General features: G+C 73.7%; 12 protein-coding genes. 2 read left to right on the forward strand and 10 right to left on the reverse strand.

Annotated elements, in window-relative coordinates; genetic code table 11:
* Nucleotides 1-27: 27 nt before the first annotated feature.
* From BEP24_RS14515 to BEP24_RS14540, 6 genes are read right to left on the reverse strand one after another with little or no spacing between them, the layout of a single operon-like run.
* Nucleotides 28-852 carry a dipeptide/oligopeptide/nickel ABC transporter ATP-binding protein gene (locus BEP24_RS14515; protein ID WP_083230396.1) on the reverse strand — a complete coding sequence of 275 codons (825 nt, stop codon included), beginning with the start codon at nt 850-852 and terminating at the stop codon, nt 28-30.
* Nucleotides 849-1,727 (reverse strand): ABC transporter ATP-binding protein, encoded by an 879-nt coding sequence (locus BEP24_RS14520; protein WP_083230397.1) that lies wholly within the window; start codon nt 1,725-1,727, stop codon nt 849-851. Before BEP24_RS14520 ends, BEP24_RS14515 begins: the two co-directional genes overlap by 4 nt.
* Complete coding sequence (locus BEP24_RS14525) at nt 1,724-2,671, reverse strand: ABC transporter permease (protein ID WP_253181713.1); 948 nt, start codon at nt 2,669-2,671, stop codon at nt 1,724-1,726. The genes BEP24_RS14520 and BEP24_RS14525 overlap by 4 nt, the downstream gene beginning before the upstream one ends.
* Nucleotides 2,668-3,621, reverse strand: coding sequence for an ABC transporter permease (locus BEP24_RS14530; protein ID WP_065964613.1), 954 nt, complete (start codon nt 3,619-3,621; stop codon nt 2,668-2,670). Before BEP24_RS14530 ends, BEP24_RS14525 begins: the two co-directional genes overlap by 4 nt.
* Nucleotides 3,618-5,141 (reverse strand): ABC transporter substrate-binding protein, encoded by a 1,524-nt coding sequence (locus BEP24_RS14535; RefSeq protein ID WP_065964615.1) that lies wholly within the window; start codon nt 5,139-5,141, stop codon nt 3,618-3,620. The genes BEP24_RS14530 and BEP24_RS14535 overlap by 4 nt, the downstream gene beginning before the upstream one ends.
* 60 nt (nt 5,142-5,201) lie before the next feature.
* A complete protein-coding gene (locus tag BEP24_RS14540) occupies nt 5,202-6,149 on the reverse strand; it encodes an alpha/beta fold hydrolase (protein ID WP_065964618.1) in 948 nt (315 codons plus the stop codon).
* A gap of 87 nt (nt 6,150-6,236) precedes the next feature.
* Between BEP24_RS14540 and BEP24_RS14545 the strand changes: the two genes are divergently transcribed.
* Both BEP24_RS14545 and BEP24_RS14550 read left to right on the forward strand, forming a co-directional pair.
* Nucleotides 6,237-7,235 (forward strand): siderophore-interacting protein, encoded by a 999-nt coding sequence (locus BEP24_RS14545; protein WP_253181714.1) that lies wholly within the window; start codon nt 6,237-6,239, stop codon nt 7,233-7,235.
* Complete coding sequence (locus tag BEP24_RS14550) at nt 7,232-8,038, forward strand: ABC transporter ATP-binding protein (RefSeq protein WP_065964634.1); 807 nt, start codon at nt 7,232-7,234, stop codon at nt 8,036-8,038. Before BEP24_RS14545 ends, BEP24_RS14550 begins: the two co-directional genes overlap by 4 nt.
* Nucleotides 8,039-8,232: 194 nt before the next feature.
* On the opposite strand, the gene BEP24_RS14555 is transcribed toward BEP24_RS14550, so the two are convergent.
* From BEP24_RS14555 to BEP24_RS14570, 4 genes are all read right to left on the reverse strand, one after another.
* Nucleotides 8,233-8,592, reverse strand: coding sequence for a Fe-S oxidoreductase (locus BEP24_RS14555; RefSeq protein ID WP_171898834.1), 360 nt, complete (start codon nt 8,590-8,592; stop codon nt 8,233-8,235).
* A 2-nt stretch (nt 8,593-8,594) separates the two neighbouring features.
* Complete coding sequence (locus BEP24_RS14560; RefSeq protein WP_065964620.1) at nt 8,595-9,998, reverse strand: NAD(P)/FAD-dependent oxidoreductase; 1,404 nt, start codon at nt 9,996-9,998, stop codon at nt 8,595-8,597.
* Between the two features lie 122 nt (nt 9,999-10,120).
* Nucleotides 10,121-10,939 carry an arginase family protein gene (locus tag BEP24_RS14565; protein WP_065964622.1) on the reverse strand — a complete coding sequence of 273 codons (819 nt, stop codon included), beginning with the start codon at nt 10,937-10,939 and terminating at the stop codon, nt 10,121-10,123.
* Nucleotides 10,940-10,993: 54 nt separating this feature from the next.
* Nucleotides 10,994-11,719: a PspA/IM30 family protein gene (locus tag BEP24_RS14570; protein ID WP_065964626.1), complete on the reverse strand. Its 726-nt coding sequence runs from the start codon at nt 11,717-11,719 to the stop codon at nt 10,994-10,996.
* Nucleotides 11,720-11,975 lie beyond the last annotated feature (256 nt).

Consider the following 11,975-nt stretch of genomic DNA (forward strand, 5'->3'; position numbering starts at 1 on the left):
GCGCCGAACCCCGCGCCGAGCCCCCCCCTACGACAACGTCGGCGCCGCCGCCACCAACGCCCGCGTGACCGGGTGCCGCGGCTCGTCCAGCAGCCCGACCGGCCCGTGCTCGACGATCCGCCCCTCGGACAGCACCGCCACCGTGTCGCACAGCCGCTGCACGACGCCGATGTCGTGCGACACGAGCACCAGGGTCAGCCCGAGGTCCTCGGCGAGCGACCGGAACAGCTCGATCACCCGCGCCCGGACCACCACGTCGAGGGCGCTCATCGGCTCGTCCCCGAACAGGATGCGCGGACCGTGCACGACTGCCCGTGCGATCGCGATCCGCTGCCGCTGCCCGCCGGAGAACTCGTGCGGGTACCGCTCGACCGCGTCGGCGGGCAGGTCGACCCGTTCGAGCACCCGGCGCACGAGGTCCTCGTGGTCGCCCGGCACCCGGAGCGCCCGCAGCGGTTCGCTGACGATCGCACCGACGCGCATGCGCGGGTCGAGCGAGGCGTAGGGGTCCTGGAACACGACCCCGGTCTCGCGACGGAACCAGCGCGTCGCAGCCGCGGAGGCGGACGCGACCACCGGACGACCGGAGGCCTCGACGGTCCCTGCGGAAGGTGCCTCCAGACCGGCGAGCAGCCGCACCAGCGTCGACTTGCCGGACCCGGACTCGCCGACGATGCCGAGCCGGGCGCCGGGGGCGACCGTCAGGTCGACGCCGTCGACCGCGGTCCGGACCGGGCCGGGCTCGAACGGTCCGCGACGGGGGAGCCGGTACGTGCGGTGCAGGCCGGACGCCGCGAGCACGGGCGCGCCCGGGACGGGTGCGGGGCCGGAAGCACGTCGGGGGTCGGTCACGGGGTCCTCCTGGCGGTCGCGCGGGCCGCGTCGACGAGCGCGACCGTCGCGGGGTGCCGGGGCGCGTCGAGCAGCGTCCGCACCGGACCCGCCTCGACGACGCGGCCGGCGTCGAGCACGACCGCGGTGTCGGCGATCCGGGACAGCACCGCCAGGTCGTGCGTGACGAACAGCATGCCGGTGCCGCGCTCGGTCGACAGGTGCTCGAACAGGTCGAGGATGCGGGCCTCGGTGGTGACGTCGAGCGCGGTGGTCGGCTCGTCGGCGACGAGGTAGGCGGGGGAGCCCGCCATCGCCATCGCGATGCAGATGCGCTGCCGCTGTCCGCCCGACAGCTGGTGCGGGTACTGCCGCAGCAGCGACACCGGGTCGGGCAGGCCGACCGCGTCGGCGAGGGCGACCGCGGCGGTGCGCGCCGACCGGCGGTCGAGGCCGCGGTGCAGCCGCAGCGGCTCGGCGACCTGCGCGCCGACCCGCCGTAGCGGGTCGAGCGCCGTGCCCGGCTCCTGGAACACCATGCCGATGCCGGACCCGCGGGTGCCGGCCCGCTCGCGGTCCGGCAGGCCGACGAGCTCGCGTCCGTCGAGTCGGATGCTGCCGGTCACCTCGGCCCCGGTGGGCTCGAGGCCCATCAGGGCGAGCGAGGTCATCGACTTGCCGGAGCCGGAGGCGCCGATGACGCCGACGCGTCGGCCGGGAGGCACGGTGAACGTCACGTCGTCGAGCAGCGTCCGCCCCGCGGCCCGGACCGTGAGACCGCGGACCTCGAGTCCGGCGCGCTGGTCCGGCCCGGTGGGCGGGGCGGTCCGGTCCTGCGGTCCCGTTCCGTCGCGGGGTCCCGTACCGGGGTGCGGCTGGCGGTCCTGGTCGGTCATGCGGTGACTCCGGGGGTGGTCGCGGCGTCCGAGCCGGGAGCGCCGCCGGCGGCGCCGCGGGTCGCGTCATGGCCGGTCGGGCCGCCGGGACGGCCGCCGTTGCCGCTGCCCGCCGCACGGTCGCCCGTGGTCAGACGCGGGTCGGAGGCGTCGCGCACCGCGTCACCGAGCAGCGACAGCGCCGCGACCACGAGTGCGATGGCCGCTCCCGGCCAGGCGGCGCTCCACGGGTGCACCCCGACGTAGGTCTGCAGGTCGGCGAGCATGCTGCCCCACGAGGCGGTGTCCGACCCGGCGCCGTAGCCCAGGTACGACAGACCCGCCTCGGCGAGCACCGCGGTGGCCATCGCGAGCGACAGCTGCACGGTGAACAGCGGTGCCGCGTTCGGCACGAGGTGCCGGGTGAGCACGCCGAGGGGTCCGACGCCCGACGCCCGCGCTGCGACGACGAAGTCGCTCCGGGCGATGCGGCGGATCTCCCCGCGGGCGACCCGGGCGATCGTGACGCCGAACGACAGCCCGACGCTCACGACGACGACCCCGAGCGACCCGCCGAACACCGCCGTGAGCAGCATCGCGGTCAGCAGGGTCGGGAACGCCACGAGGATGTCGAGCAGGACCGCCGTACCCTCGCGGACCCAGCGGGTCGTGAGTGACCCGACCGCCGTCAGCACGATGCCGACGACGCTCGCGATGACGCCCGACCCGACCGCGACGAGCACCGTCGTCCGGGTCCCGGCCAGCAGGTAGCTCGCGATGTCCCGCCCGGAGGCGTCCGTCCCGAACCAGTGCGCGGCGCTCGGCCCGGACCACTGCCGGAACGGGTCGGTGCGGAACGGGTCCTGCGGCGTCCAGACCAGCGAGACGAGCGCCAGGACGACGAGCAGCCCGAGCACGACGACCGCGAACACGCCGGTCGGGCGGGCGAGGAGTCGGCGGATCACTCGTGTGCCTCTCGCTGTCGCGGATCGAGCACGCGGTGCAGGACGTCGACCGCGAAGCCGACGAGCAGCACGAGCCCGGTGAGCACGAGGAGCTCGGACTGCACCTTCGTGACGTCGCGCCGTCCGACGTCGGTGACGAGCATGCGACCCACCCCGGGGAGCGAGAACAGCTGCTCGACCACGACGGCCCCGACGAGCAGGCCGGCGATCTGGACCCCGAGCACGGACAGCACCGTCAGCGCGACCGAGGGCAGTCCGTGCCGCACGAGGGCCTGCGTCCGGCTGAGCCCGATCGCGGCCGCGGTCCGGACGTGGTCGGCGTCGAGCACACCGAGCGTCGCGGAGCGGGTGAAGCGGAGGATCACGGCGCCCTCGACCGCACCGATGGTCAGCGCGGGGAGCACGAGCGCGGCGAACGCGCGGCCCGGTTCGCCCCAGCCGTCGAGCGGGAAGCCCTGCGGCGGGAGCCAGTGCAGCGTCACGGCGAACAGCGCGATGAGCAGCAGCCCGGCCCACACGATCGGCACGGCGGCGACGGCCTGCGCGACGAACGCGATGACCGCCCCGCCCGCACGGCGCCGGAGCACCGCGGCGAGCACCCCGAGCGGCACGCCGAGCACGAGCGCCGCGGCGAGCGACATCCCGGCGAGCGGGAGCGTCACCGACAGCTTCTCGGCGAGCTCCGGGGCGACCGCGCCGCCGGTCACGAGCGACCGTCCGAGGTCACCGCGGAACAGTCCGCCGATCCAGTCGGCGTACTGCACGACGACCGGCCGACCCAGTCCGAGCTGCTGCCGGAGCGCCTCGACCTGCGCGGGCGACGACTGCGTGCCGGCGACGACCTGTGCCACGTCGCCGGGCAGCACCCGGAGCGTGGCGAAGACGATCACGCTCGCCACGAACAGGCCGACGACGAGCAGCAGCAGCCGCCCGAGCAGGAAGCGTGTCACCGCACCGCGAGCTTCGACAGGTCCAGGCGCGAGTTCGTGCCGTCGTAGGGCACGCCGGTCACGCCCTTCCGGACGGCCGTGATCGCGGTCGCGGTGTACAGCCACTCGCCGGCGGCGTCCTCGCTGACGATCTTCGCGGCTGCGCGGAGTGCTTCGTCCTTCGCCTGCTCGGTGGTGGCGGCGACGGACTGGGCGTACAGCGCCTGCACCTGCGGGTTGTCGTACCCGAAGTAGTAGTCCGGGTTCGCCCAGTTGCCGAAGTCGCGGGACTCGACGTGGTTGACCATCGACAGGTCGAAGTCGTGCTGCTCGAACACCTGCGACAGCCACGTGGCGAAGTCGACGCGCTTGACGCTCAGGGTGATCCCGACGTCGGCGAGCTGCGAGTTCAGCACGTCGCCGATGGTGGCCGCGTAGATGTTCGGGTACGTCAGCGTGAGCTTCAGGTCGGTGGCCCCGGCCTCGCTGAGCAGCTGCTTCGCGGCGGAGGGGTCGTACGCGTCGACGTCGGTCAGGTCCTGGTAGCCCGGGTCGAGCTCGGGGATCGGGCCGCCCTGCGGCACGCCGGTGCCACCGATCGCCTTGATGAGCGCCTTCGGGTCGATCGCCTGGCGGATCGCCTTGCGGACGCGCACGTCGGTGAAGGGTGCCTTGCGGTCGTTGAACGCGAGCGTGTACTTGTCCGTCGTCTTCCCGGTGTGCAGCGCGATGTCGCCGTTGCCCTCGAGCTGGCTCTTCAGGGTGCCGTCGACCGACGTCTGCACGTCGAGGTCGCCGGCGGCCATCGCGTTCACCGCGGCCGAGCCGTCGGTGATGTACCGGAACTCGATCTTCGCGACCTTCGCCTTCGTGCCCCAGTAGTCGTCGTTGCGGGCGAAGACGAGCGCGTCGCCCTGCTTCCAGCTCGACACCTCGTAGGGTCCGGTGCCGTTCGCCGAGTCCGACAGGTCGTTCTTCGCGGCCTTCTCGAGCACGAGCCCGGCGCGGCCGGTCAGGTTCCAGAGCAGGTCGGAGTCCGGCTTCGACAGGCGCAGCACGACCTGGTCGGCGGACGGCGACTCGATCGACGCGACGTTCGCGAGCTGCGCGGAGTCGACGTACGACGCGTCGTCCTTCACCTGCTGCAGCGACCACACCACGTCGGCTGCGGTGACGGGCTTGCCGTCCTGGAACGTCGTGCCGTCGCGCAGCGTGAACGTGTACGTCAGGCCGTCGGCGGAGACCTCGTGCTTCGCGGCGAGCACGTCGCGGATGTCCCCGTCGGAGCCCGACCGGCCGACGAGTCCCTGGTACACGTTGTCGATGAGCACCTGGTCGAGCGCCGCACCCGAGGTGGTGCGGATGTCGAGGCTGGTGGGCTCGAGCACGAGCCCCACGCGGACGGTGGCGTCGTCGCCACCGCGCTCGGCGGACGAGCCGGAGCAGCCGGTCAACGCGATGGCCGACACGACGGCGACCGCGGTGCTGACCAGGGCGACGCGTGCTGCGCGGCGACCGGGTCGGGGGAGGAGCGGACTCATGGTGGTGGGTTCCTTCCGGGCGCGTGGGAGCGACGGTCGTCGCGTCGCGCTCGCACGAGGTTACCGGCGACGGGTGCCGTCGGGGGACGGTTCTTCGTCGGGGTGCAACAATCCCGAGTCCTCCGCCCATGCCCGGATCGCCGCCGCCAGTTCGAGGGGTGCCTGGTTCTGCACCGCGTGCCGGGCGGTGACCGTGACGATGCGCGCGTGCGGCAGGCGCTCGGCGAAGCCCGCGTGCAGCTTCGGGGACACGTAGCCGCGGTCGCCGCGCACGAGCAGCAGCGGCACGCGCAGGGCCTCGAGGTCGGGCCAGGCGTCCGCGAACCGGCCGACCGACGCGGTGCGGCCGGCGGGCAGGTGCGGGAAGTGGTGGCGGCGGACCAGGCGACCGTCGGCCCCGAGGCGGGTGGTGTGCCGGGCCTCGCGCCGCAGCACCTCCCGGTCGTCGCCGACCCTGGCCTCGACGGCGCGGTCGACGACCTCGTCGAGCGACGCGAACGACGGCTCGTCCTCGAGCGCGCGGGCGATCCGGTCGACGGCCCGCTGCGCGAAGTCCGGCGACATGTCGACGAGCACGAGCCCGGTGACGCGCTCGGGCGCGAGCGCGGCCAGCCGCGCGGCGAGGATCGCGCCGAGCGAGTGCCCGACGACGATGCCCGGTGGCACCGCGAGCGCGTCGAGCGCCGCGAGCACGTCCGGCGCCGTCACGGCCGCGCCGTAGTCGGCGTCGTCCCGCCAGGACGACCGACCGTGCCCCGGCAGGTCGAGCGCGACCGCCGGCTCGCCGACGGCGAGCGCGGTCTGGTCGAAGCTGTGCGCGTCGATGCCGAGCCCGTGCAGGTAGGTGATCCGTGCCTCCCGGCCGTCCGCCGTGTCCCAGCGGATCGCGGCGGTCTCGCGTCCGTCCGTGGTGGGGACCACCTGCCTGGAGGCGCGGAGCGGCTCCGTCACGCCGCTCGCGGCGGCCAGCGCGGCCAGGTCCGAGAATTCGTCGTCGTGTTCGTGCACGGGGACGATCCTCGCACCGCCGGGAGGTACCCCGATCCACCCTGTTCCACCCTGGAAGCCTTAGGTAAGGCATGCCATACTCGTCGCGTGGCAGCCCGGTACCGCGTCTTCTCCGTCCGCGTGACGGCCGTGTCCGCGCTGACCCCGCACTTCGTCCGGGTGACCCTGGCCGGCGACGCCCTCGCCGAGTTCTCCGCCGTCGGCCTCGACCAGCGGATCAAGGTCGTCCTGCCGATCCCGGGCGTGGGGTTCACCGACCTGCCCGACGGCGAGGACTGGTACGCCGCGTGGCGCGCGCTGCCCGACGCCGTGCGGAACCCGCTCCGCACCTACACGGTCCGCTCCTTCCGGCCCGACGCGCGCGAGCTCGACATCGACTTCGTCGCCCACGGTGACACCGGCCCCGCGTCGCGGTGGGTCTCGGAGTGCCGCGTCGGCGACGAGCTCCGGATCGTCGGACCGGCCGTGCCGGAGTCGCCCGCCGAGCTGCCGGTCGGTGCCGCCGAGTTCGCCCCGGGCGACGCCGGACGCATCCTGCTCGCGGGCGACGAGACCGCGGCGCCGGCGATCTGCGCGATCCTCGAGGCGCTCGACGTCACGGCGGTCGGGCACGTGTTCATCGAGGTCCCGACGGACGCCGACCGGCTGCCGGTCTCCGCGCCCGCCGGGGTCGAGGTGCGCTGGGTCGCCCGGAACGGCGCCGCGCACGGTGTCCGGATGACCGACCACGTGCACGCCTGGGCGTCCACGGTGGGACGGACCGCGGGGGCCGTCGTGGCTGCCCCGGGCACCGCGGTGTCCTCGACCAGCTCGGTGTCCTCGACCAGCTCGGTGTCCTCGACCGCCTCGGTGTCCTCGACCGCTTCGGTCGACGTGCTCGCCGCACTCGAGGCGGACGACCGCTCCGACGAGCAGGTCCTCTGGGACGTGCCGGCCCCGACCGCCCACCGCCCGGTCTACGCCTGGATCGCGGGCGAGGCGGGGTGCGTCAAGGAGCTCCGTCGACACCTCGTGCGGAGCGTCGGACTGGACCGGAAGCAGGTGGCCTTCATGGGCTACTGGCGCCGCGGCAAGGCCGAGCACTGAACACCACCACGGTCACCCCGACCACGGCGCTCGGCGCCCGGGGCCTGACGCTCGCGTACGACGACCGCGTGGTCGTCTCCGGGCTCGACGTCGACGTGCCGGACGGCGAGCTGACGGTCGTCGTCGGCCCGAACGCGTGCGGCAAGTCGACGCTGCTCAAGGCCTTCGCCCGCACGCTCACACCGACGGCGGGCACGGTGTACCTCGACGGCGCGCCGATCACGTCGTACCGCCCGAAGGCCGTCGCCCGTCGGGTCGGCATGCTCCCGCAGACACCGATCGCCCCCGAGGGCATCACCGTCCGCGACCTCGTCTCCCGCGGGCGGTTCCCGCACCAGGACCTGCTGCATCCGTCGTCCGGTTCGGACCGGGTCGCCGTGCAGGCAGCGCTCGACCAGACGGACACCGCGGCACTCGCGGACCGGAGCGTCGGCGAGCTGTCCGGTGGCCAGCGGCAGCGCGTGTGGATCGCGATGGTGCTCGCGCAGGAGACCGACATCGTCCTGCTCGACGAGCCGACGACCTTCCTCGACATCGCCCACCAGTACGACGTGCTCGAGCTGGCCTCGACGCTGCACGCGGCCGGGCGCACCGTGGTCGCCGTGCTGCACGACCTGAACCAGGCGGCGCGTTACGCGACGCACCTCGTGGCGATGCGGGCGGGCGAGATCGTGGCGCAGGGGAAGCCCGGGGAGGTCCTCACCGAGGCCCTCGTCGAGGACGTCTTCGGGCTGCCGTGCATCGTCGTTCCCGACCCGGAGACCGGCACGCCCCTGGTCGTCCCGCGGCGCCGCGCGGCCTGACGGGCGCTGCGCCCGGGCGCGCGTGTGGCGGCCGCTCGCGTGCCGAGCGTTCGTGCGTCGCGCGTTCGTGCGCCGCGCCAGGTTGTCACGTCGAGCGGGCAGGACACGCCGCGCACGTGTGCCGTGCGGGTGAATTGCGTCGCCGGAGGACGCCGAGCGAGCCACGTCTGGCTCGCTCGGGGGTGGGTGACGCGTCAGCCGGTGTAGCCGCCGTCCTCGAGGCCTGCCTCGACCTCGAACCGGTTCCGCAGCGGGTCCCGCCCGGCGATCCAGTACAGGACCGGCATCGCCATCCCGTACCGCCGCCACTGCTCGACGTGCACACGTTCGTGGCGGAGGACCCGGTCCTCGTCGTTGTCCCGCGTCAGGTACACCGACCCGACGCAGGTGCCGCCGCGGCGGAACACCCAGCGGGGGAGTCCCGAGCAGACGACCAACCCGTCGACCACCCGGACGCGGCCGGTCGACAGCGGCAGTCCGATCGCGAGACCGACCGCGGTCGCGACGAGCCAACCGGCCCGCGACACCGGGGAGTCGAGGAACGGGTTCCGCACCGCTACTCCGGGCGGCCGTACGTCTCGAGCAGGCGGAGCCAGATCTCGTTCATGGTCGGGTACGCGGGCACGGCGTGCCACAGCCGGTCGACCGGGACCTCGCCCACGATCGCGATCGTGGCGGCGTGGAGCATCTCGGCGACGTCCTGCCCGACGAACGTGACGCCGACGACGATCCCGCGGGACTCGTCGACGACCATCTTCGCTCGGCCCGTGTAGCCGTCGGCCTGCAGCGCGGAGCCGGCGACGGCGCCGAGGTCGTACTCGACCGCACGCACGTCGATGCCCTGCTGTCGAGCGGCCTCCTCGGTGAGGCCGACGCTCGCGACCTCGGGGTCGGTGAACGTCACCTGCGGGACGGCCGCGTGGTCGGCGGTGGCGACGTGCGCGCCCCACGGCTCGGTGTGGACCGGACGACCCTGGTGACGGGCGGCGATCGCCTCGCCGGCGGCACGGGCCTGGTACTTGCCCTGGTGGGTCAGGAGTGCGCGGTGGTTCGCGTCGCCCACGGCGTACAGCCAGTCGGTGCCGTGCACGAGCATCGTGTCGTCGACCTGCAGCCAGTCGCCCGGGGTGAGCCCGACGGTCTCGAGGCCGAGGTCGGTCGTGTGCGGGGAACGACCGGTCGCCGCGAGCACTTCGCTCGTGACGACCGTGGTGCCGTCGTCGAGGGCGGTGGTCACGAGGCCGTGCTCGTCCCGGTCGACCCGGGTGGGGTTGACGCCCGTGCGGACGTCGATGCCGAGGTCGCGCATCGCGTCGGCGACGAGCTCGCCCGCGAAGGGTTCCATGCCGCCGAGCAGGCCGTGGCGGGCGACGAGGGTGACCTTCGCGCCGAGCGACGCCCACGCGGTCGCGAGCTCGGAGCCGGCGACCCCGCCGCCGATGACCAGGAGGCTCTCCGGCACCTGCTGCGCACTCGTGCCCTCGCGGGTGCCCCACGGCTTCGCGTCGGCGAGGCCCGGGACGTCCGGCAGCGCGTGCAGGGAGCCGGTGACGACGGCGACGGCCGCACGTGCGGTGTGCGTCTCGCCCGCGACCTCGATCGTCTTCTCGCCGGTGATGCGCGCGTGGCCGCGGATGAGCGCGATGTCGGCTGACTCGAGCCAGGCGACCTGGCCGTCGTCCTGGTAGTCGGAGGTGAAGGAGTTGCGACGAGCGAGCACCTTCGCGGCGTCGAGCTGGCCCGTGACCGCCTGGGCGGCGCCGTCCACACGCCGTGCTGCAGCGACTGCGTGACCGCTGCGGAGGAGGGCCTTCGACGGCATGCACGCCCAGTACGAGCACTCGCCGCCGACGAGCTCGGCCTCGACCACCGCGACGGACAGCCCGCGCTTGTGGGCGTAGTCCGCCACGTTCTCGCCGACAGCGCCGGCTCCGATCACGATGAGGTCGTAGTCCGTCATGCCGCCGAGCGTATCCGCGGCGCCGGTGGACCGGCCGGGTGCGATGGGTACCGGTCCGGAGGGCGCACCGCACGGGACGCCGGGCTGCGCGCGGGACGCGTGGCTCCGCGTTGGAGGTCGGGCTACGCGCGGGACGCCGTCGTCAGCGCGCCGACCACGCGCAGGATCACGCCGAGGTCGTCAACGGCACGGTCCGGGTCGACCGGTGCGAACCCGGTCAGGGCCGCTCCGACGAGCCGCCGACCACGGGTCGCCGCCTGGACGAGTTCGACCAGGGCGGCCGCGTCGACCCCGAAGGGCACCGGCTCGAGCAGGCCGTCGACCTCGGCCGGGTCCAGGACGTCGAGGTCGACGTGCACGAACACCGACTCGGCCCCGGTCGCTGTCACCGCGGCGGCGAGGGCGTCCGGCGTCGCGGCGTCGACGTCGAGGTGGGTGATCCCGACGCGGTCGAGCGCTGCGGACTCGGCGTCCTCGGTGCCGCGGATGCCGGCGAGCACCACACGCGTCGGGTCGAGGGTCGGGAGGTCGGGGAAGAGGTCGTCCTGTCGGTCCACGAGCAACCGGAGCACGGCGTTCTCGGCCGCGACCGGCTGCGCCCGGTTCAGTGCGCGGTACCCGGTCGACCCGGCGATCCGGACGAACGCGGTGCCGGGGCGGAGGAGGACCGTCGCACCGAGGACGCTCGCCCCGTCGCCCCCGACCACGAGGACCGGCTCGCTCGCGACGCCGACCTCCTCGGCGACCCGTCCCGCCACCGCGCGGACCGACGTGTAGCGGGCGACGGCGGTCTCGAGACGATCGCCCGCACCGGCGGGGACGTCGACCGTGGTGGTGGCGGCGCGGGGGAGATCGGCTGCGACGGCCTGGGCGCCGTCACCGAGGCGCATCGCCCGGGACGACGCCGAACCCTGCCACTGACCGACGACGAGGAACTGCATCGTCTCAGTCTGTCAGCACGGTCCGACGCCGTCCGGGCGATCCGGTCGATCGGGTCAGATCGACGACGACCCGCCGTTCTTCAGTGCGGCCAGGCGAGCCTCGACCTCGGCGTCACGGCCGACGTCCTCGAGGCTCTCGAACTGCGCGTCGAGGCTCGACGCCTGCAGCTCCTGCTGCCCGAGGACCTTGGCCTCCTCGCGCCGCACCTTCTCCTCGAACCGGGCGAGGTCGCTCGTCGGGTCGGTGATGTCGATGTTGCCGACGGCGTCGTTGACCTTGGACTGAGCCTCGGCGGTCCGCTGCCGCGCGACGAGGCTGTCGCGCTTGCTGCGGAGCTGCTCGAGCTTCTGCTCCATGCCGGCCAGGCCGGACTTGAGCTTCTCGACCTGCTCGTTCTGCGTCGCGAGGGGACCCTCGTTGTCCTTGACCTCCTGCTCGGCCGCGATCTGCTTGCCGATCGCGATCTTGGCGAGGCCGTCGAACTTGTCGGCGTCGGCGGTCTTGCCCTCGGCGCGGTACTTGTCGGCGGCCGCCGAGGCATTCGCGGCCTTCTGGCCCCACTCGACCGCGGCGCGCTTGTCCTCCTCGTGGTCCTGCTCGAGCAGGCGGAGGTTCCCGATGGTCTGGGCGATCGCCGTCTTCGCGTCGGCGATGTTGTTGGTGTAGTCCCGCACGAGCTGGTCCAGCATCTTCTGCGGGTCCTCGGCGTCGTCGATGAGCTGGTTCACGTTCGCCCGGATGAGCGCCGAGATCCGGCCGAGGATGGTCTGCTTGGCCATTGCGTTCCCTTTCGTGGAGTGTCCTGGTGCTGCTGGTCTGGTCTGCGTGATCTGGTCTGGTCTGCGTGGTCTGCGTGGTCTGCGTGGTCTGCGTCGTCTGGCTGGTCTGGTCGGAGCTGGCTGCTCCGAGTGGTGCGAGAGGTCCTGTGTGGCCCGGTGGTGTGGTCCGGCCCGACGATCCGGGCGCCGGCAGAGCGGGAGGTCAGGTCGCCGTCGCGCGGATCAGAAGCGGCCCCCGCCCGAGAAGCCGCCACCG

The organism is Curtobacterium sp. UCD-KPL2560 (genome assembly GCF_001705035.1).
Taxonomy (GTDB): Bacteria; Actinomycetota; Actinomycetes; order Actinomycetales; family Microbacteriaceae; genus Curtobacterium.